Origin of the sequence: Peristeroidobacter soli (assembly GCF_004138485.1) — a bacterium.
GTDB lineage: Bacteria > Pseudomonadota > Gammaproteobacteria > Steroidobacterales > Steroidobacteraceae > Steroidobacter > Steroidobacter soli.
The window spans coordinates 46,648-66,824 of the sequence record NZ_RYEV01000012.1 but is presented as its reverse complement, the minus strand read 5'-3'; the positions used below and the strand labels follow the sequence as shown (position 1 = coordinate 66,824).

15 protein-coding genes are annotated in these 20,177 nt (G+C 63.0%); 4 read left to right on the top strand and 11 right to left on the bottom strand.

Annotated features, from left to right (window positions below; genetic code table 11):
- Nucleotides 1–4 precede the first annotated feature (4 nt).
- The 3 genes from glmU to EKO19_RS37465 all read right to left on the bottom strand — a co-directional run bounded on the left by glmU (nt 5) and on the right by EKO19_RS37465 (nt 7,182).
- Nucleotides 5–1,375 (bottom strand): bifunctional UDP-N-acetylglucosamine diphosphorylase/glucosamine-1-phosphate N-acetyltransferase GlmU, encoded by a 1,371-nt coding sequence (glmU, locus tag EKO19_RS37475; protein ID WP_129782562.1) that lies wholly within the window; start codon nt 1,373–1,375, stop codon nt 5–7.
- An 84-nt stretch (nt 1,376–1,459) separates the two neighbouring features.
- A complete protein-coding gene (locus tag EKO19_RS37470; protein WP_175597344.1) occupies nt 1,460–4,837 on the bottom strand; it encodes an amidohydrolase family protein in 3,378 nt (1,125 codons plus the stop codon).
- Between the two features lie 101 nt (nt 4,838–4,938).
- Nucleotides 4,939–7,182: a TonB-dependent receptor gene (locus tag EKO19_RS37465; RefSeq protein ID WP_129782560.1), complete on the bottom strand. Its 2,244-nt coding sequence runs from the start codon at nt 7,180–7,182 to the stop codon at nt 4,939–4,941.
- A gap of 317 nt (nt 7,183–7,499) precedes the next feature.
- Between EKO19_RS37465 and EKO19_RS37460 the strand changes: the two genes are divergently transcribed.
- Nucleotides 7,500–8,963: a methyl-accepting chemotaxis protein gene (locus EKO19_RS37460; protein ID WP_217705852.1), complete on the top strand. Its 1,464-nt coding sequence runs from the start codon at nt 7,500–7,502 to the stop codon at nt 8,961–8,963.
- A 129-nt stretch (nt 8,964–9,092) separates the two neighbouring features.
- Nucleotides 9,093–10,058, top strand: a complete 966-nt coding sequence (locus tag EKO19_RS37455; RefSeq protein WP_129782558.1) for a response regulator — start codon at nt 9,093–9,095, stop codon at nt 10,056–10,058.
- 8 nt (nt 10,059–10,066) lie between these two features.
- Here the strand turns inward: EKO19_RS37455 and EKO19_RS37450 are convergent, their stop codons facing one another.
- The gene (locus tag EKO19_RS37450; protein ID WP_129782557.1) at nt 10,067–11,533 is read right to left on the bottom strand and encodes a protein adenylyltransferase SelO; all 1,467 of its coding nucleotides are present in this window, start codon (nt 11,531–11,533) and stop codon (nt 10,067–10,069) included.
- A 632-nt stretch (nt 11,534–12,165) separates the two neighbouring features.
- Between EKO19_RS37450 and EKO19_RS37445 the strand changes: the two genes are divergently transcribed.
- On the top strand, nt 12,166–12,777 hold the full coding sequence (locus EKO19_RS37445) for a suppressor of fused domain protein (protein ID WP_157995633.1): 612 nt from the start codon (nt 12,166–12,168) through the stop codon (nt 12,775–12,777).
- Here EKO19_RS37445 and EKO19_RS37440 read toward each other — a convergent pair.
- The gene (locus EKO19_RS37440) at nt 12,719–13,132 is read right to left on the bottom strand and encodes a hypothetical protein (RefSeq protein WP_129782555.1); all 414 of its coding nucleotides are present in this window, start codon (nt 13,130–13,132) and stop codon (nt 12,719–12,721) included. The two genes, EKO19_RS37445 and EKO19_RS37440, sit on opposite strands and share 59 nt — an antisense overlap.
- Nucleotides 13,133–13,137: 5 nt before the next feature.
- Nucleotides 13,138–13,902 (bottom strand): methanethiol S-methyltransferase, encoded by a 765-nt coding sequence (mddA, locus tag EKO19_RS37435; protein ID WP_129782554.1) that lies wholly within the window; start codon nt 13,900–13,902, stop codon nt 13,138–13,140.
- A gap of 219 nt (nt 13,903–14,121) precedes the next feature.
- Here mddA and EKO19_RS37430 point away from each other — a divergent pair, with 219 nt between their 5' ends.
- Nucleotides 14,122–15,210: an alpha/beta fold hydrolase gene (locus EKO19_RS37430; RefSeq protein WP_129782553.1), complete on the top strand. Its 1,089-nt coding sequence runs from the start codon at nt 14,122–14,124 to the stop codon at nt 15,208–15,210.
- A 120-nt stretch (nt 15,211–15,330) separates the two neighbouring features.
- Here EKO19_RS37430 and EKO19_RS37425 read toward each other — a convergent pair whose 3' ends face one another.
- The 5 genes from EKO19_RS37425 to atpA form a co-directional block, all read right to left on the bottom strand.
- Nucleotides 15,331–15,750: an HD domain-containing protein gene (locus EKO19_RS37425; protein WP_129782552.1), complete on the bottom strand. Its 420-nt coding sequence runs from the start codon at nt 15,748–15,750 to the stop codon at nt 15,331–15,333.
- Between the two features lie 36 nt (nt 15,751–15,786).
- A complete protein-coding gene (locus tag EKO19_RS37420) occupies nt 15,787–16,206 on the bottom strand; it encodes a F0F1 ATP synthase subunit epsilon (protein WP_129782551.1) in 420 nt (139 codons plus the stop codon).
- A 72-nt stretch (nt 16,207–16,278) separates the two neighbouring features.
- Nucleotides 16,279–17,697: a F0F1 ATP synthase subunit beta gene (atpD, locus tag EKO19_RS37415; protein WP_129782550.1), complete on the bottom strand. Its 1,419-nt coding sequence runs from the start codon at nt 17,695–17,697 to the stop codon at nt 16,279–16,281.
- Nucleotides 17,698–17,722: 25 nt separating this feature from the next.
- Nucleotides 17,723–18,586, bottom strand: a complete 864-nt coding sequence (gene atpG, locus EKO19_RS37410) for a F0F1 ATP synthase subunit gamma (RefSeq protein ID WP_129782549.1) — start codon at nt 18,584–18,586, stop codon at nt 17,723–17,725.
- A 20-nt stretch (nt 18,587–18,606) separates the two neighbouring features.
- Nucleotides 18,607–20,148: a F0F1 ATP synthase subunit alpha gene (atpA, locus tag EKO19_RS37405; protein ID WP_129782548.1), complete on the bottom strand. Its 1,542-nt coding sequence runs from the start codon at nt 20,146–20,148 to the stop codon at nt 18,607–18,609.
- Nucleotides 20,149–20,177 lie beyond the last annotated feature (29 nt).

Sequence of the window (20,177 nt, the reverse complement as noted above, 5' to 3'; positions counted from 1 at the left end):
ACCCCTATTCCTTGGGCTTTTTCTGGGGGCGTTTCCAGCCGTCGATGGTCACCTGTCGAGCGCGGGCCAGGGTCAGCTTGCCTTCCGGGGCGTCCTTGCTGAGGGTCGAACCGGCGCCGGTATTGGCGTTCGGACCGATCTTGATCGGGGCGATCAGCATGGAGCCGGAGCCGACGAAGGCGCCGTCGCCGATTTCGGTGCGGTGTTTATTCACGCCGTCATAATTGACGGTTACCGTGCCGGCGCCGACGTTGACATTGCTACCGACGCTGGCGTCGCCCAGGTAGGTCAGGTGATTGGCCTTGCTGCCCTGACCGATCTCGCTCTTTTTCACTTCGACGAAGTTGCCGATGTGCACGTCGCCGTGCAGGACGCTCTCCGGTCGCAGGCGGGCGAACGGCCCGATGATGTTACGCGGCCCGACCACGGCGCGATCGACGACGCAGTTCGGATGAATCTCCGTGTCGGCGTCGATACGGCAGTCCTTCAAATAACAATTCGGTCCGATGCGCACGCGATCGCCGAGGTGGACGTCGCCGACCAACACCGCGTTCACGTCGATGAAAACATCGCGGCCGACAGTGACTTTGCCGCGAATATCGATACGCGCGGGATCGGCCAGCGTCACGCCGTTGATCATCAATTCACGGGCCCGCTCGGCTCGCAGCGCGCCTTCGAGCTGCGCCAGCTGAACTTTGTCATTCACACCTAGGACTTCCATTTCGGTCGGTGCGATCACCGCATTGACTTTCATGCCGGCGCGCACGGCCATCACGATGATGTCGGTGAGGTAATACTCGCCCTGCGAGTTGTCGTTCTTCAGCTCGGCGAGCCACTTGCGCAACGACGCCGCGGGCACGGCCATCAGACCGGTGTTGATCTCACCGATGGCGCGCTCCTTGGTGTTCGCATCCTTCTGCTCGACGATGCGCACGACGTTGCCGGCGTTATCACGAACCACCCGGCCATAGCCGGTCGGATCGGCGAGCACGACCGTGAGCACGCCCATGGCCTTGGCGCTGCATTGCTCGAGCAATGTTTGCAAGGTCGGCTGACGAACCAGCGGCACATCGCCATACAGAATGAGTACGTCGTGATCGTCCGGGATGGACGGCATCGCCTGCGCGACCGCATGACCGGTACCGAGCTGCTCGGCCTGCAGGACCCAGCTCACGGGCTCGGCCGCCAGCGCCTTCTGCACCTGTTCGCCGCCATGGCCATACACGATGTGAATGGCATCCGCCTTTAACTGTTTCGCAGTGTCCAATACATGGGACAGGATGGGGCGGGCGGCCAGAGGCTGCAGGACCTTGGGCAGGTCCGATTTCATGCGTTTGCCCTGGCCGGCGGCCAGGATGACGATGGACAAGGGCATGGCGACTGGTTGGTTGCAGGCCGAAGCGGCCGGATCAGGCCGCATTATCGGGAGTTGCGCCCGTGGCCGCCAGGGACTGATTCTCTACTTGTCAGGCCGGTCCTGCGCATCCCTGCACCCACGGCATTCGGCCTCCTGCCCAGCACTGGACGATGGGTTCTCCGTAGCGAACCAGGGCGCTGCCAGCGGGCGGGGCCGAGGCCACAGTTCATCCAGGGTGGCGGCCTCATACAACCGGCCGTTCTTCATGACCAGCGCGATATCGCGAGTGCGGCGGATATCCTGCCGCGGGTCCGCGTCGAGGACGACCAGGTCCGCGAACTTGCCCGGCTCGAGGCTGCCGAACTCAGCGGCTCGACCGATCGCCTGCGCGCCCCCGAGGGTGCCGGCACGCAACGCTTCGAGCGGCGTCATGCCGCCTTCGACATGCGCCTCCAGCTCCCAATGAAACCCGGGCCCTTGAATCTCACCATGCGAGCCAATCGCCGCGACACCACCGGCGCGCTGAATGCGGGCCACGTCGCCACCGATGCGCGGATAAAGCAGGGTGGACGGATCGGTCCATTCGCGGGACAACGCCTGCTGAGCGGCGATGTAGTACGGCCGGAACCGACGATACTTCTCATCGGTGAAGGGACGGTCGCGAATGACGAAGTTGTCCTGCGCGCCGGGGCCGCCGTTCTTGATTTGCAACGTGGCGTCGTAACTGGTGCCACTGCGCGCCACGAACTGGATGACGTCGTTATAAAGCGGCGTCGGCAAGGCGTGCTCGCTGCCGGAGTACCCATCCATGATCTGGGTCAGATCCAGCTTCAGCGACAGCGAGCCTTCGGTCGTCGGCATCACGCCGAACTCTTGCGCCGCCTGAATCAACCATTGGCGTTGCTGTCGGTTGCCGATGAGATATTGCTTCACGTTGCGCGTGCGGTAGTGATCGCGATAGCGAGTCAGCAGCGCACGCGCCTCATCGACCGACGACAGACGGTTGAATGAAAACATCGCGGTGCCCGTGCTCGGCACTCGCGAACCCACCAGAATCCCGGCATCGCCCAGATCCTGATACGCGAACATATCGATGCTGAGCGTGGAAGGATCGAACGAGATCGTAACTCCATAAGCCAGGCGCGCGCGCAACCCCCAGCTCTCCATCGCAATCACATCGCGGCGGATGTCGGCCACGTGATCGTGCACATCGATGAAGCCCGGCACGATGGTCTTGCCTGTGACATCGCGAATGTCGATGTTCGCCGGCAGCTTCAGCGAACCCTTCGGACCGACAGCAGCGATGCGTCCGTCGCGGATCCACACATCCGCGTTCTCGATCACTTCCGAGTCGCGCATCGTGATCACACGAGCTCCCCGTAGCACCAGGCTGCCGCGAGGATCATCGCGCGGCACCTCGACGACGGCGGGAAATGAATCAATGCCCCGCTTGGGAACATCAGCATTCCAACTCGGGCTGCTGGCGGCGTTGAGCCTGATATCGGCGAACGCGCGACGATAGAACGTCGAGCCCACTGCCCAGGTGACCGACTTGCCATCACGACTCCACTCGATGAAGTCCGCGCCTACGTCGGTGATGCGTCGATGCTCGCGACCGGGATTCAACAAATCGACCGTCTCTTCCGGCCTCGGCGCGGCAACGACGTGAGCTTGCTGAGCAATGATGGCCAGCACCCACTTGCCGTCGGGACTCAATCGGCTGTCATCGACTTGAGCCAGACTCTCGGCGAAGTACCAGTTCGGCCCCTGCACATTCACCGCGGGTTTGATCTCGCCGCTAACGAGGTCAATGCTGCTCAAGCCCGCGGCTTGTCGCACATACACCAGATTCGGGCCGGCCGCGAAATGTGGCTTGCCGCCGAACGTACCGGTCGCGACGATCTTCTCGACGCCGCCCACGACGGGCAACGAGATCAGTGCGGCGTCCCGAACGTGCTGACCGAACTCCATCGAGCTGCGTAAGCGCGCGTCGTTCTCCGATCGCACGACCAGCACCGAACTACCGTCGGGCGTGAAGACCGGATGTGAGTAATAGCCGGCAACCGTTGTGACTGGTCGCGGCGTGCCGCCGTTCGCGTCGGCAATCCACACCTGGCCGGCCTGTTTCGCGGTCCAGGTGATGAAGGTGATGTGCTTGCCATCCGGCGACCAGCTGGGATGAAACTCAGGCGTCTCGCTCGAAGTCAGCCGCTTCGGTTTCGCGCCGTGCGTGAGCGGCATGACGTAGACCTGTCCGAGCGACGAGAACGCCACCTGCTTGCCGTCAGGCGATTGCTCCGGTGTTTGTATCAGACGCGCACGCACGGGCCCGGTTTCTTGTTTGACGGCGACGCGCGTCAACGGACCCAGCTCGACATCGACGGTTGCTGTAAATGGAATGGCGGTGCCCGCGCCGCCATCGATGGGTTGTTTCTCCAGCTTGCCGTTGCGGCTGAGAATCACCGCCCGGCCGTCGCGGGTGAATGCATAGCGCGGCACGAGGTCCTGCCAGCTCTGCGCATGAATCTGGTCATGCTCGATCGGGAACGCCAGCCAGCGATCTTCGTTGGTTGCCAGGTTGCGCAGTCGCAGACCGGTCTGGCCTTCGAAGCGCGTGGCGTAGGCCAGCAGCTTGCCGTCTGGCGACAGCGCGGGACGGAAGTATGCGCCAGTCGCTCGCCCCCGCCCGGCCGCTGTCGGCACGAGGACGGTTTCGGTGCCATTCTCTATGTCACGACGAACCAGCGACCAGTCGCTGACCTTGTGATCGTCCGAGGTCCCGTTGCGACGAGCGAAGTAAATGTATTTGCCGTCCGGCGAGGCGACGGCGCCGAGCGAGCTTTGACCTTTGTCGCGCGGCTGGCCGGGCGCCTTGATCGGCACGATCAATGTTTCGGTGCCGTCCAAATCGTAGCGCCAGAGCTGATAGCTGTCGGCACTCCACAGGAAACGGCTCACATAGATCGACTTGCCATCGGCGCTCCATGCCGGCGACACGAGCACACTATCGTCGCCGCCCAGACTGACCTGGCGAGCGTCGGAGCCATCCGGCCGCATGATCCAGACATTCTCCGCGCCGGAGCGATCGCTCACGAACGCGATCCACGCGCCGTCGGGTGAATAGGTGGGCTGCGTGTCGAACGCCATGCCGCGCGTGATCGCGGTGGCTTTTCCGCCGCCCGCATCCAGGGTGTAAATGTCACCCAGCAAATCGAACACGATGCGATCGCCGACCGGCGCCACGTCGACGGACAACCAGGTGCCTTCGTCGGTATCGAATTTGATTTGCCGCGTCGACTGCAGCGGCAGCGTTTGACCCGCTGGCTGCCTGGGCCGGAGCAGGTTGGATGCGGCGCCCGCTTCGGACACCATGCCCTGGGCGAGCATGGGGAACATCATTTCGTCTTCATGCGCCGGCGCCGCGAGCGACAGCAATGCCAGGCAGAAGCCAACAGCGGCAGCCTTCACAGGCTCTTTCATGCGCAACGTCCGCCAGCGAATATTCCGAAGCCTATTGTGAGCGCCCCCGCGTCGGGAGAGAAGCGGCCGCCGCGAAGTACGGCGGCCGCATGGCATCGAAGTTAGAAGTCGAGCGAGGCCGAGATCACGAACGTGCGCGGCGAGCCGAGCACGAGGTAGTTCGACCCGGCCGAGCCACCTACCGACGCCCAATAGTTCTTGTCGGTGACGTTATCGACGCGGGCACGGAACGTCAGGGTCTTGGTCGCGTCCAGCATCCACTGGTAGCGCGCACCCAGATCCAGACGCGTCCACGATGGGATGCTCAGCGAGTTCGCCGCATTCGCTTCCTGCGAGCCGGTGTAGACGACGCGACCGTCGACGCTCAAGCCGCTCAGCTTGGGCACATCCCATTCGACACCGGCATTCGCCTGAATTTCGGGCACGCCGATGACCGTGTTGCCTTCGTTCACACCGAACTGCGTCTTGCGGTATTCGGTGTCGAGATAGGTCACGCCGCCGAGCACACGCAGGCTTTCCGCCGCTTGGCCGTACACGCTGAACTCGATGCCCTGGTTGAGCTGCTCACCATCGTCGCGCACCACATTGCCAGCGAGAATCGCGCTCGGCTGATTCACGCGGAACAGTGCCAACGTGCCGCCGATCGTGCCGCCGTCGTACTTGGCGCCCACTTCGTACTGTGTCGATACGAAGGGATCCAGCGCCTGACCGCCATTGATGGGCGTCACCACGCCGCTCGGCGTGCTGATGGTGGTCGCCACTGCAGTTCCCTGTAGCAGGCCTTCGGCGTAGTTCGCGTACAGCGAGAACTGATCGGCGATCTTGAACACGACCGCAGCGACTGGCGTCACGACGCTCTCGTCATAACCGCAAACACGCGCACCGCCCGACGTGGGCGTCGTGCAATTCTCGGCGCCGGTGTTGTAGTTGAAGGTGTGCTGCTCCATCACCTGGTAGCGCGCACCCAGCGTCACCAACAGACGATCGTCGGCGAACGACAGCGTGTCGGCGGCCGCGACGCTCTTCGTCGTGATCTCGGTGGTGGTACGCGGATGAGAGATCACGCCGCCGAAGAACGTGCCGGCCGGGAGCGGGGCCTGCACCGGATTGACCAGATCGGTGACGATGCTGGTGGTCGGCAGCGCCATGACATAGGCGTTCTTCGAATCCAGATCGTAGTACGAGCCCGACACGCTGACCCGATGGCCGACCGGGCCGGTGTCGAATTCGAAACGAACGCCGGTATCGCCGGTGAGCACCAGATCTTCGCGGTAATTCTCGAACAGATACGTGGTGACGCGATTCGGCAGCGCAGGCGTCGGGCTGAACGTCGGATTCGCGAGCGCGTTGTGCTCTTCGCTGTCACGCAAACCCACGGCGGCCCACACGTCGATCTTGTCGGTGATGTCGTATTCGCCACGCGCCACGCCGAAGAAGTCCTTCTCGCCGCTGTAGGTCCAGTGCTGCGCGTAGTTCTTCGACGCATCGGGCACGCGCGGAATGGCGGTGGTCGACGGCGTCACGCTCGGGCGAGGCGCGTCGATGTTGTGATCCTGCCAGCCGAAGTCGGCCGAGAAGCGCGCCTTGTCGCCACGATAGTCGACGCCGAGCGAGAACATCGTGAGCTGACGTTCCTGATCTTCGATGGACATTTCACCGTCGCGACGCACGGCGTTGGCGCGAATGCCGAAGCTGTCGTCGCCACCGAAGCGACGCCCGAAGTCGGCGGCGGCGTAGCCCTGGCCAGCGTTTTCGTAGCCCAAGGTCACGCGATTCAGATCCTGGTCGGGCGCGCGCTTCGGCACCAGATTGAACGAGCCGCCGACGCCGCTGCCGTTCGGCGCGGCACCGTTGAGGAAGCTGTTGGCGCCACGGAACACTTCGACGCGTTCCAGAAATTCAGCGGCGACATACTGACGCGGCAGCAAACCATACAAACCGTTGTAGCCCATATCGTCGGAGTACACGGGGAACCCGCGCACCACGTAGAGCTCCTGGAAGTTGCCGAAGCCCCGAGCGACGCGCACGCCGGGATCGCTCTGGACCACGTCGGCGACGCTGCGCGCCTGCAGGTTGCGCATGAATTCGGCGGTGAAGTTGGTGCTGTTGAACGGCGTATCCATCACGTCGAGGTTGCCGAACAAACCGACGCGTCCACCGCGCGCCACCTGGCCGCCGGCGTAATCGGGCGGCAGCGACACTTGCGAGCCCGTGACGATCACGTAATCGAGAATTTCATCGCCCGCGGACCTGGCCGGCTCGGCGGTCTGGGCGGAAACGGTCTGGGCAGCGATGAGACAGGCGATCACGCTGCTCGAGAGCAACAAGGAACGGCGGGCCGGCATGGGAGTGACTCCTCTTGAGGGGAAGGCCAGGTCAGCGCGCGGGACCAGCCGCGCCACATGCCGCAGATTAGGAGGACTGTGAACTGGATCAAGTTATAAGGATATGAGTGCGGCGGCATGCACCGGCGCCGCGCGCGTCACGGGCGAGCGACCCCCTTTCAGGTGCCCGGAACGCTGCATTCTGAGAGGCACGTCGTGATCGGCAAGGGGAATCCCGTAGTTTGCGGGCTCAATCCCGCCCCGCCCGGACCGACATAGGGACTAACCCATCTTGGTCTGCGTACTCCGCGATGACAGCCGTCCCGCCCCGCTCCGCGATGCATGAGACTCACGTCCGCGCTGACCGCCTGATGGTCGGCGTGCTCGCCGGTCTGTCGATCCTGACCTTCGCGCTGGCCCCGAAATACGATACCTGGCAGTGGGCGTTCCTGGTTGGCGTGCCCGCCGCGCTGATCCCGGGCGCGTTTGCGTTCATCTATCCCGGCTCGTTGCTGACCCGCATGAGCGTGGCGACGTCGCTGATGGTCTTTTCCGCGCTCAACATCCATCAGGCGTATGGCCTGACTGAATTGCACTTCGGCATTTTCGTGCTGCTCGCGTTCCTGCTGTGCTATCGCGACTGGCGCCCCGTGGTCATGGCCGCCGGTGTCGCGGCGGTTCATCACCTGTCGTTCTACTATTTTCAGGAGCTGGGCTACGGCGTGATGTGCTTCACCAAGCCGAGCTTCGGCATCGTGTTGACGCACGCGTCGTATGTGATTGCCGAGACCGTCGTGCTCTCCTATCTCGCGCATCTGTTGCGCGCCGAGAGTCTGCAAGCAGCGGAACTGCAGCGGCTCGTGGAAAGCATGGACCGCCAGGGAACCATCGATCTGCGTGAGTCTGACGATGTGGCGGTCAGCACGGCTGGCCGTGCGTTGACCGACGTGATCACTCGTTTGCGCGACACTATCGCCGCACTGGCCAATGGCACGCAGCTCGTCGCCAGTACCGCGCGTGAAAGCGCGAACGACAGCGAAGAATTGGCCGATCGCAACCGAACCCAGATCGAAGCATTGTCCGAGACCGGCAGCGCCGTCCGGCAGCTGGGCGACATCGTGACTCGTAACGCCGAGCAGGCCCGCGAGGCGAACCGGCTCGTGGATTCGGCGGTCACGATCGCGGCCAAGGGCGGCGATGTGGTGTCGCGCGTCGTGACGACCATGGGCGAGATCAGCGGCTCGTCGCGCAAGATCGTGGACATCATCAGTGTCATCGACGAGATCGCGTTCCAGACCAACCTGCTCGCATTGAACGCGGCGGTCGAAGCGGCGCGCGCCGGCGAACATGGCCGCGGCTTCGCTGTCGTCGCCTCCGAAGTGCGCAATCTCGCTCAGCGCAGCGCCACTGCCGCCAAGGAGATCAAGCAGCTCATCGAGAACTCCGTCGACAACGTCAATGCCGGCAGCACGCTGGTCGACGAGGCCGGCGCCACGATGACCGAGCTGGTCGCGGGCGTGCGTGGCATCGCGAGCATCATGGACAAGCTGCAAGCCTCGTTCGCTCATGAAACGGGCGGGCTGCGGCAGGTTGACCAGTCATTGCAAAAGATGGACGCGATGACCCAGAGCAACGGCGAGCTGGTGCGCTCCATGGCCGCCACCGCCGGCAATCTCAAGGAGCGCGGCGAGGAACTGAGCGCCGCCATTGGCGTATTCGATGTTGGCAACCCACCGGTGCAAGGACATGCAGCAGCCTTCGAAACGGAACAAACATTCGAGCGCCACTCGCTCGCGGCCTGAGTTCCGCGGCGATTTGTGCGCTGCTTCGCACTCGGATCGGGATCCGCCTCACAGAAACGGTGAGCGAATTAACGCTCGGGCTCGTCGGGGGAGTACCGTAGGCGCATCTCACATAACAACGTCGTTACCATGAGCGCCTCGCCCGATTTTTCGCCGCCACGCCGCGTCCTGATCGTGGATGCCGATGAAGGCATGCGCGAGTCGGCGTCTGCGCTGCTGAAGCTCCAGGGCTTCGAAGTGGCCGCCGCGGCCGACGGCATTGAAGCGCTCACGATGTTTGCTCGTGAGTGGTTTCCAGTCGTGGTCACCGACAGCGCGGTGCCAGCGGTCGATGGCATCGAGTTCGTCGCTCGCCTGCGCATTCTGTCGCTCGCGCCTGTCTACATCATCATGCTCACCGACGTCTCGGACGTCCGCTTTCAAGAGCAGGGCTATTGCATGGGTGTGGACCAGTACCTGATGCGCGCGAACGCGCTCGGCGAACTGGTCGGTCGGGTGCAAGCGGGCGTAACGGCGATTCGTCGTCGTCAGTCTTCACGGACCGGTCGCGGGCATGAGCCGGCTACGGTCGATCTCGAGAATGGCGCGCACACCGCACGTCATCTCGTGGGCCGACTTCGTGCGGAGATCGTTCAATCGGGACGTTCCAAGAAAACCTTGCAGCTGCTGAGCATCGGCCTCGACGCGGCCGACGCCGCCGCATTCAATCAACACACAACGACAGGCTCCGTTTCAGACACACTCCTCGGCGCCGCGCACGACGCCATGCGAAAGAAGCTGGATTGGGTCGTACGCCTGCCCGCCCCGGCGAATACCTGTCGCCTGGTCGTCGTCATGCCGGAGAGCGGCCCGAGCGAGGTCAGCGCCATGGAACAAACGATTCGCAATGCCTTCGTCCACTGGGGCCTGAGCTCGGCGGCTAACGGCATTCGCCTCTCTCTCGGCCTGGCGTTCTTCGCCGGCGACGAAGATGGTCCCGCCGCGCTCGAACTCCTCGGCCAGGCTGAGCGAAGCCGTCGGAGCAACGATGCGATGTCGAAGTCGGCAGCAACTCGCTCGACCCCGGAATCGATTCCGGCGCAAGACGCGGCCTGACCGCAACTTCAAGTCCCGCAGAACGTTTTGTACTTCTCGTCCGACGGTGGTGGCGGCTGGGTGTATTCGGCCGCGTCCGGCTGTCGATCGTACGGGCGCTGCACGATGCTTAGTAAGCGATGGAACGGTTGCATGTCGCCCGCCGTTGCGGCTTGCAGCGCTGCTTCGACGAGATGATTGCGAGGGATGAATTCGGGACTGGCGAGGCGCATCGTTTCGGCTCGTTCCGCGGGGGATTGCGGATCGAGTACCAGTCGTGCGCGCCAGGCTTGGAGCCAGCCGTCGATATCCGCGGGCGTAGTGAACATCTCTCGGAGTGCGCCGTCGTCGCTTTCGCCTTGAGCGGCTCGCGATAGATTGCTGAACGTCAGTGTGAAATCAGCCTGTGCCTTCTGCATGGCCGCGAGCAGAAGAGAGATCAGGTCGGCGTCGCCGTCTTCGGCGGAAGTGAGTCCGATCTTTCGGCGCATGTGGTCGAGGAAAGCTGCTTCGAATGGCGCCATGAAGCCTTCGATGACTTCGGTCGCCAGCTCGATGGACTTCGCTTGGTCTGAATCGATGAGCGGTAGTAACGTTTCGGCCAGGCGCGCCAGATTCCATTGCGCGATGCCGGGCTGGTTCGTATAGGAATATCGGCCGCCGAGGTCGATGGAGCTGAAAACCGTTTGGGGATCGTATCGATCCATGAAGGCGCACGGACCGTAATCGATGGTTTCGCCCGACAGTGCCATGTTGTCCGTGTTCATGACCCCGTGAATGAAACCAACACGCATCCAGTCGGCGATCAACGCGGCCTGGCGGGCTGTGATCGCCTTGAGCGCGGCGAGCGCGGGTACGTCGGCGTTTCTGGCTTCCGGATAGTGGCGCTCGATCACGTAGTCCAATAACGCCTTCAGCCCTTCCTGGTCGCCGCGTGCGGCGAAGTATTGAAACGTTCCAACTCGGATGTGACTCGCGGCGACTCGTGTCAGTACTGCACCCGGCAATATTTCTGTTCGATAGACCTGCTCGCCGGTCGTCACGACGGCGAGTGATCGCGTGGTCGGAATACGCAAGGCATGCATTGCCTCGCTGATCAAATACTCACGAAGCATCGGCCCGACAGCCGCACGCCCATCCCCCCCGCGCGAGAACGGTGTGCGACCCGAGCCCTTCAGCTGAACGTCGCGAAGAACGCCGTGGATGTCGCGAATCTCGCCAAGAAGAATAGCCCGCCCGTCCCCGAGCTGCGGCACGAACCCGCCGAATTGATGGCCGGCATACGCCATGGCAATCGGCGTCGAATCCTCCGCCAGTTCATTGCCGGAGAACAAGGCGGCCGCTTGCTGGCTGTCCATGCCAGGGTCTATTCGCAGCTCAGCGGCGAGTTCGCGATTGAAGAGAAGCGTTTCGGGCGCAGCCACCTTCGCCGGCTCTACGCGTGCATAGAAGCGAGGCGGGAGCGTGGCGTAGGTGTGTTCGAAGCCGAGTTTCATGCGTCCATCCTAGCGCGCATGCGTCCTCGCGCCTACGGAGCTGGCTCGTCCGACCGCAACCACGCAGCGAGTCTTTGCAACTCCTCCTCGATCCCCGCACCGGGAAGGACTTCCGATGCCCTAGCGCGAGAGCCCACGATAAATGTGACGACGAGCCGGCGTTGCTTGTCGCACGAAAACTGGACCGACCGGCGCCTCCAATCCCGGTAATCGGGCGATGTCGCGATACCCAGCTGCGCCATCGACCACGTCGGAAAAAGGCCCGTGGCCCACGGCGCGTCCCGCAGGGTCAAGCAGATGGCGGCCAACCGATCCTTCAGTGGCACCAGCGAATACGGTTTCCGGCCCAGATAGGACTCGTGCATGTCGGTCCAAAGCCGCTCGCGATTTTCCATGACTGAGCTCCATTGGCTCGCGCTTCGGGCCATGACGCTACTGAGCCTTACTTATATAGTCCCCATCATGAAATTCTCTCGAATATTTCGCTGGTCCGAATCATGAGCACTACGCTCCCAGCGCTTCTCATCGGGCGCGATCACCGCCACCGAGCGCCTGCTCGAATCGACGCTCATTCAGGATACACTCACCCCCCGAGAACAATTCCGATAACGGGTCGAGCGGCGCATTTCCCGATGAACACCATGCCTTCTCGTGACATGGACGAGCACCAGTACTGGTGGAATGCGCGTTTGCGTGCGCTCGAGAGAATCTTCGGCAAGGCGGACAGCACCGTCGGCCACGCGCCGGTGCCGTTTTCCTTCGGCGCGGCCGAGGGTGGCGCGGCGGACGTTCTGTACTTTCGCAATCATGCGCCCGGGGTGCTCAGTGTCACGGCGGAGTTGATCGGTGCGGAGGGTCAGGCGCGGTCGAGCTTGGGCAACTATGAGTTGGCGATCTGCCATCGAAGCAACGAGACGTGGGGACCGAATCTGATCAGTCGGCTGGCGTATCACACGCTCGAACGGCCGCTCGAGCCGGGAGAGACGATGGACATCGGTCCCATCGCACCGGACGGCTCGGGGATCGCGGCGCTGCTGTTCGAGGAGTACGGTCGTTTCGAGATCGAGGGACGCAAAGCAGGGGTCTTGCTCTGCATTGGCATCACGGAAGAGGAATTGAATTGGTGCCTGCGAGGCCAGTCGGCGGAGATCGTGCAGCACCTGAAAGCGCGATCGATTTTTCCGTTCACCGATTTCGGTCGTCAGTCCGTGGCGGCCAGGAAGAAGTCGTGGTGGTCGTGGTGAGCCGCAGCTGATCGGCAAAGTCCGGGTCGCCGATCGCATCGATCCAGGCACGAGCGAATGACACTTCGTGGGCCTGCATCTCACGCACGAAGCAGGTCCGAGCATGCACTCGCAGAACGTCTTCCGAAGTTCCCTGCGCCATGTACAGCTGCTTCACGCTCGCATCCAGTTCTTCTCGAGAGCGTCCAAGCTCAGCAGCTTGCGTCGATTGCGCCTGACGATGAGTCATGAGCGCGGCACGAAGCATCACCAGACGATCGATTCTCGCCTGCTCCTCAGCGGTGCTGGCCATCGCTAGCGCGATGGCCAGGGCCCGTTCCTCCATATAGCGCTCGTCCGCGCTGGAAAGCTTCATGGGAATTACGAGTGTCGGATGCCGCTGGCCAGACCGGTGGCCCGGCGGCCCTTGGTGAACGGAACGAGCGCCGGCACTTTCTGACGATAGCTCGCGTACTCGGGGAAGGCCCGCGTCAGATCGCGCTCTTCGAACTGGATTGCGATCAGGATGTAAGCGGTGGTCATGACCGCGAACAACAGATGCGCGGCCGTCATCGTCGGCGTGCACCAGAAAGTGAGCAGCCAGCCCACATAGAGCGGATGGCGCACGACTTTGTAGAGACTCGGCGTACGAAACGCGATCTCCGTATAGGGACGGCCGCGAAAATACAACCAGGACTGACGCAAGCCGAACAAATCGAAATGATTGATCAGGAAGGTCGAGAGCAGCAGCAGCACCCAGCCGGCGGCGTACCCGGCGTAGAGCAATTCCTTGCCGAGCGGGCTGTCGACCTGCCAGATCACGGCACCGATGGGTTGCCACAGAGCGAACAGCAGGATCAGGGCGAGGCTGGAGAACAGCACATAAGTGCTGCGCTCGGCGGCGACCGGCACGAATCGGGTCCACCAGCGCTTGAAGGCCGGGCGGGCCATGATGCTGTGCTGAAGCGCGAAAATGGCCAGCAAGCCGATATTCACCGCGATCGCCTGGCCGGTGCCGATGCTGTTGGCGGCGTCGATCGGGTTGGGGATCAGAAAATTGCCCAGGAAGGCAATGGCATATAGAAATGTCGCGAAAAACACGGCGTAACAGGCCACGCCGTACAGCAGAACCAGGGTGCGTTTCATGACTCCTCCAAGGGTTGATTCGATGTGCCTGGAAATTAGCGGGGCGGCGTGAGCACGCTGTTGGCCTGGCCGTGAACGCATCGTGAAATGTCATCACCGCCGCTGGTCGACGTAGCATCGGTCCAGCGGGCGCCGCGAAACAGATGAAGGATGTCCCGAACGCAGGCATCATCCGTCGCAGCAGCGGGGACATTTGTCCCGGCCCGCGAGAAGGCGCGTATGGGGCAGCAGACGATTCGTCAGTCCATCCGGTACGTGAGGTCCAGCGACGGCGTGCGGCTCGCGTGGGCCTCGGCCGGCAACGGCCCGCCCCTGATCAAGGCGGCGAACTGGCTCACCCACCTGCAGTACGATCTGGAAAGCCCGGTCTGGCGCCATTGGCTCGAGTTCTTCGCCGGGCATTTCCGGTTCATTCGTTACGACGAGCGGGGCTGCGGCATGTCGCAGTGGGAAGTGCCGGAGGTCTCGCTGTCGCGCTGGATCGACGATCTGGAAGCAGTGGTCGATGCGGCGCAATGCGACGAGCCGATGACCTTGCTCGGCATCTCACAAGGGGCGTCCGCTTGTATCGCGTATGCAGTTCGTCACCCCGAGCGCGTGTCGCATTTGATTCTTTATGGCGGCTACGCGACGGGTTGGGCGAAACGCGGCGACCCGCAGGGTTTGCGACGTTTCCAGGCGATCGTTGAATTGATCCGCCTCGGCTGGGGTACGGACACCGTCGCATTTCGTCAGGTGTTTACTTCGCGCTTCGTGCCCGACGCCAGTTCGGAGCAGCTCGACTGGTTCAACGAGCTGTGCCGTCGCACCACCACTCCTGAAATTGCCGCGCATCTGATGCTGGCTCGTTCGGAAGTCGACGTTCGCGAGCTGCTGCCGCAATTGCAAGTCCCGACGCTGGTGATTCATCCGGTCGAGGATCAGGTCACGCCGATGAATGCCAGCCGCGAACTGGCGGCTGAAATTCCCAATGCGGAATTCGTGCAGCTCGAATCGCGCAATCATGTGTTGCTCGAGCACGAACCGGCGTGGGCGCAATTCAAAGAGGTCGTGCTGGAATTTACCGGCCGCGCCGGCGCGGCGCGAACTCAGGAAAACAAAAGCGACCGCTTTGCTGAGCTCACGGCTCGCGAGCGCGACGTTTTAGGTGGCGTCGCCAGCGGCCACACCAACGCGCAGATCGCGGACCATCTGCACATCAGCGAGAAGACGGTTAGAAACATCGTGTCGCGGATCTTCGAGAAGCTCGAGGTCGAGTCGCGCACGCAGGCGGCGGTGCTGGCGCGCGATCATGATTTCAAGCCGTGACTCAGCTGCCTGGAAGCGCGCGGTCGGTGGCGCGCCGCTCGCGAGCATCATTGCGGAGCTGGTTGTCTGGTTCGCAGTGGTCGCGGCGTGCGCTGTTTGTTGTCTGATCGAGCAGATCGTTCAGGCGAGCAGGATCTCGCGGACTCGTTGGTATTCCTCCAAACGATCGTAATCCCTCTGCGTCGGGTTGCTGATCCGCGAGAGGTCCATGTTCTCGGCGTTGTCGGCCAGCTTGACCACACGAGCGATGGGATTCGCGGCAGCACGCCTGGCGGCTTCGAGCCTGGTCTCGCCGGGGCGCTTGGTGAGAGCGTCGACGGCTTCCAGAATTTCCTGGCTGAATCCTTCGCTGGCGAGCTGAGCGAGAGTGATGGGCGTGTCCTCGAGGACGTCGTGAAGGATGGCCGCGATTCTTTCGCTCGCGCCGCTCACCCGGAGCATCACCCGGATTGGATGAAGGATGTACGGCTGGCCGGCCTTGTCGAGTTGGCCGGCGTGACCCTCGGCGGCGATGGCGATTGCGCGCTCGAGAGTGGACATGAGTGCCTCAGTCGAGCCGGGCATCGCCCCGGCGGGTTACTGCTTGATCTTCCGCAGCTTCTCGAGCGCCTTGATCTGCGCGGCGGCCATTGCAAGTTCGACCTGCAACTTGGCGGCATCGACCTTGTCGGCGGTATTTTTCAATGCTTCTTCGGCGCGCTGCTTGGCCTGGATGGCGGCGGCTTCGTCGATGTCCTTGGCGCGCAGAGCGGTGTCGGCGAGCACGGTGACGAGGTGGGGCTGGATTTCGATGGCGCCACCGCCGACGAAAAAGAACTGCTCTTCACCGCCCGGCAGCTGCACGCGGACTTCGCCCGGCTTGAGCGTCGTCAGCAACGGCGCGTGACGAGGCGCGATACCGATCTCGCCCATGGCGGCCGGCGCGAAAACCATAGCGGCTTCGCCCGAGAAGATCTGGCCTTCGGCGCTGACGATATCGACGTGAATTGTGGCCATGTCCGCTCTGAATCCGTTGCTTGGGATCGCCAGCGCCGCCGGAAAGGGCGGCGCCCGCGAACCGAATGTTTCTTACTGGAGGGTCTTCGCCTTGGCGACGGCTTCTTCGATGGCGCCGACCATGTAGAACGCCTGCTCGGGCAGGTTGTCGTACTCGCCGTCGAGGATGCCCTTGAAGCCGCGGATGGTGTCCTTGAGCGGGACGATCTTGCCGTCCTGACCGGTGAACACCTTGGCGACGTTGAACGGCTGCGACAGGAAGCGCTGGATCTTACGAGCGCGGGACACGGTGCGCTTGTCGTCTTCCGACAGCTCGTCCATACCCAGAATCGCGATGATGTCCTGCAGTTCCTTGTAGCGCTGGAGCACTGCCTGCACGCCGCGGGCGACGTTGTAGTGCTCTTCGCCGATGACCAGCGGATCGAGCTGACGGCTGGTGGAGTCCAGCGGATCCACGGCCGGGTAGATACCCAGCGACGCGATCTGACGGGACAACACGACGGTCGCGTCCAAGTGCGCGAACGTGGTGGCCGGCGACGGGTCGGTCAAGTCGTCGGCGGGCACGTACACGGCCTGAATCGACGTGATCGAGCCGGTCTTCGTGGAAGTGATGCGCTCCTGGAGCACGCCCATTTCCTCGGCCAGCGTCGGCTGGTAACCCACGGCCGAAGGCATACGGCCGAGCAGCGCGGACACTTCGGTGCCGGCCAGCGTGTAACGGTAGATGTTGTCGATGAACAGCAGCACGTCGCGGCCCTTGCCGGCCTCGTTCTTTTCGTCGCGGAAATATTCGGCCATGGTCAGACCGGTCAGCGCGACGCGCAGGCGGTTGCCTGGCGGCTCGTTCATCTGACCGTACACCATCGCCACCTTGGAGTTGGTGAGGTCGTTGGTGTCGATGACGCCCGACTCGATCATCTCGTGATAGAAGTCGTTACCTTCGCGAGTACGCTCGCCGACGCCGGCGAACACGGACAGACCCGAGTGCTGTTTCGCGATGTTGTTGATGAGCTCGAGCATGTTGACGGTCTTGCCCACGCCGGCGCCGCCGAACAGGCCGACCTTACCGCCCTTGGCGAACGGAATGAGCAGGTCGATCACCTTGATGCCCGTGACCAGCAGGTCCTGGCCGCCGGCTTGCTCGTCGTAAGACGGCGCGGCGCGGTGAATCGGCATCAGCTCCTTGGTCTGCACCGGGCCCTGCTCGTCTTGCGGGGCGCCCAGCACGTCCATGATGCGACCGAGCGTGCCCTTGCCCACCGGCACGGAGATCGGCGCGCCCGTGGCCTTGACCTTCAGGCCGCGCTTCAAACCTTCCGACACGCCCATGGCGATGGTGCGCACGACGCCGTCGCCGAGCTGCTGCTGCACTTCGAGCGTCAGATCGACGTCTTCGAGCTTCAGCGCTTCATACACCTTGGGGATATGGTCGCGCGGGAATTCCACGTCGATGACCGCACCGATGATCTGGACAATCTTGCCGCTTGCCATGTGTCAGTTCCTCAAAAATTCTTTCTTAAACCGCCGCCGCGCCGCCGACGATTTCGCTGATCTCTTTGGTGATCGCCGCCTGGCGAGCCTTGTTGTAGATCAGCTGCAGTTCCTCGATGAGCTTGCCGGCGTTGTCGGTGGCGCTCTTCATCGCGACCATGCGCGCGGCCATTTCGGAAGCGACGTTTTCCACCGCGCCCTGATAGACCTGCGATTCGATGTAGCGCATCAACACGCCCTCGAGCAGCTCGCTCGCGGACGGCTCGTAAATGTAATCCCACAGCTTCTGCAGCTTGTCGCTGTCCTCGGTGACCACCGGCAGCAGCTGGCGCACGACGGGCTTCTGGCTCATCGTGTTGACGAATTCGTTATTGACCAGGAACAGGCGGTCGAGCTTGCCTTCCTGGTACTGGTCCAGCATCACCTTCACGGTACCGATCAGGTCGTTCACGTGCGGGCGGTCGCCCAGGTGCGTGACCGTCGCCAGGGTTTCGACGCCACCGAGCCGGCGGAAGAACTGCACGCCCTTCGAGCCGATCAGGCACACCGACACCTTCTTGCCCTGCTTCTGCCAGTCGCGGATCGCGGCCAGCGTGGCCTTGAACAGGTTGACGTTCAGGCCGCCGCACAGACCGCGATCGGTGGTGATGATGATGAAGCCGACGGCATTCACGTCGCGCTCGATCATGAACGGATGTTTGTAATCCGGATTCGCCAGGCGCAAGTGACCGATCACCGTGCGGATCTTTTCGGCGTACGGGCGGGTGGCGCGCATGCGCTCCTGCGCCTTGCGCATCTTGCTCGCGGCCACCATTTCCATGGCCTTGGTGATCTTTTGCGTGCTCTTGAAGCTCGCAATCTTGATCCGGATCTCTTTTACGCCTGGCATTTACGTTCTCAGTGCGTAGCTCAGTAGCTGCCCGAAGTCGCGAACTCAGAGCAGATCTTCTTCAACGCGGCTTCATTCTCCGGCGACAGCACCGGGTTGCTGTTGATGCCGTCGACGGCCGCCTTGTAGTTGGTCTTGGCGAAGCCCTGCAGGCCCGCTTCGAACGCGCCGATCTTCTTCAGCTCGACCTTGTCCATGTAGCCGTTGTTCACGGCGTAGATGGACAGCGCCATTTCCGCGACCGACATCGGCGCGTACTGCTTCTGCTTCATCAACTCGGTGACGCGCTGACCGCGCTCCAGCGAGCGGCGGGTCGACTCGTCGAGGTCGGAAGCGAACTGCGAGAACGCCGCGAGCTCACGGTACTGCGCGAGGGCGAGACGAATACCGCCGCCCAACTTCGAGATGATCTTGGTCTGCGCGGCGCCACCGACGCGCGACACCGACACGCCCGCGTTCATGGCGGGACGAATGCCGGCGTTGAACAGATCGCCTTCCAGGAAGATCTGGCCGTCGGTGATGGAGATGACGTTGGTCGGCACGAACGCCGTCACGTCACCGGCCTGGGTTTCGATGATGGGCAGACCCGTCAGCGAACCGGTCTTGCCCTTCACGCGGCCGCCGGTGGCCTTCTCGACATACTCTTCGTTGACGCGAGCCGAACGCTCGAGCAGGCGCGAGTGCAGGTAGAACACGTCGCCCGGATACGCTTCGCGGCCCGGCGGACGACGCAGCAGCAGGGAGATCTGGCGATACGCCCACGCCTGCTTGGTCAAGTCGTCATAAATGATCAACGCGTCTTCGCCCTGGTCCATGAAGTACTCGCCCATGGCGCAGCCGGAGTACGGCGCGAGGTACTGCATCGAGGCGGGCGTCGAAGCGGAGGCGGCCACGATGATCGTGTGCTTCATCGCGTCGTGCTCTTCCAGCTTGCGCACCACGTTCGCGATCGAGCTCTGCTTCTGGCCGATGGCGACGTAGATACACTTAATGCCGGAGTTCTTTTGGTTGATGATGGTGTCGATGGCCAGCGCGGTCTTGCCGGTCTGACGGTCGCCGATGATCAGCTCGCGCTGACCGCGGCCGACGGGCACCATCGAGTCGACGGCCTTGTAACCGGTTTGCACCGGCTGGCTGACGGACTTACGGAAGAACACGCCCGGCGCGACGCGCTCGATCGGGGCGTTGCGCACGGCCTGGATCGGCCCCTTGCCGTCGATCGGGTTGCCGAGGGCGTCGACGACGCGACCCAGCAGGCCTTCGCCGACCGGCACTTCGAGAATGCGGCCGGTGGTCTTCACCGTGTCGCCTTCGACGATGTGCTTGTACTCACCCAGCACCACGGCGCCGACCGAGTCCTGCTCCAGGTTCAGCGCGAGGCCGAAGCTGCCGCCGGGGAACTCCAGCATTTCGCCGTACTTCACGTCGGCGAGGCCGTGCACGCGCACGATGCCGTCGGTCACGGTCACTACCGTACCGATGTTCGCTTCTTCGGTGGCGCTCGAGAACTTCTCGATGCGTGACTTGATCAGATCGCTGATTTCAGATGCCTTGATGGCCATGCTCAATCCTCGGTCAATTCGTGTATTCG

Excerpts from the sequence above, each read along its gene's own strand:
- atpG (WP_129782549.1), bottom strand. The coding sequence starts at position 18,586 with ATGCCAGGCGTAAAAGAGATCCGGATCAAGATTGCGAGCTTCAAGAGC.
- EKO19_RS37430 (WP_129782553.1), top strand. The coding sequence starts at position 14,122 with ATGGGGCAGCAGACGATTCGTCAGTCCATCCGGTACGTGAGGTCCAGC.
- atpA (WP_129782548.1), bottom strand. The coding sequence starts at position 20,148 with ATGGCCATCAAGGCATCTGAAATCAGCGATCTGATCAAGTCACGCATC.
- EKO19_RS37460 (WP_217705852.1), top strand. The coding sequence starts at position 7,500 with ATGCATGAGACTCACGTCCGCGCTGACCGCCTGATGGTCGGCGTGCTC.
- EKO19_RS37450 (WP_129782557.1), bottom strand. The coding sequence starts at position 11,533 with ATGAAACTCGGCTTCGAACACACCTACGCCACGCTCCCGCCTCGCTTC.
- EKO19_RS37420 (WP_129782551.1), bottom strand. The coding sequence starts at position 16,206 with ATGGCCACAATTCACGTCGATATCGTCAGCGCCGAAGGCCAGATCTTC.
- EKO19_RS37465 (WP_129782560.1), bottom strand. The coding sequence starts at position 7,182 with ATGCCGGCCCGCCGTTCCTTGTTGCTCTCGAGCAGCGTGATCGCCTGT.
- EKO19_RS37425 (WP_129782552.1), bottom strand. The coding sequence starts at position 15,750 with ATGTCCACTCTCGAGCGCGCAATCGCCATCGCCGCCGAGGGTCACGCC.
- mddA (WP_129782554.1), bottom strand. The coding sequence starts at position 13,902 with ATGAAACGCACCCTGGTTCTGCTGTACGGCGTGGCCTGTTACGCCGTG.
- EKO19_RS37470 (WP_175597344.1), bottom strand. The coding sequence starts at position 4,837 with ATGAAAGAGCCTGTGAAGGCTGCCGCTGTTGGCTTCTGCCTGGCATTG.
- atpD (WP_129782550.1), bottom strand. The coding sequence starts at position 17,697 with ATGGCAAGCGGCAAGATTGTCCAGATCATCGGTGCGGTCATCGACGTG.
- EKO19_RS37455 (WP_129782558.1), top strand. The coding sequence starts at position 9,093 with ATGAGCGCCTCGCCCGATTTTTCGCCGCCACGCCGCGTCCTGATCGTG.
- glmU (WP_129782562.1), bottom strand. The coding sequence starts at position 1,375 with ATGCCCTTGTCCATCGTCATCCTGGCCGCCGGCCAGGGCAAACGCATG.
- EKO19_RS37440 (WP_129782555.1), bottom strand. The coding sequence starts at position 13,132 with ATGAAGCTTTCCAGCGCGGACGAGCGCTATATGGAGGAACGGGCCCTG.
- EKO19_RS37445 (WP_157995633.1), top strand. The coding sequence starts at position 12,166 with ATGAACACCATGCCTTCTCGTGACATGGACGAGCACCAGTACTGGTGG.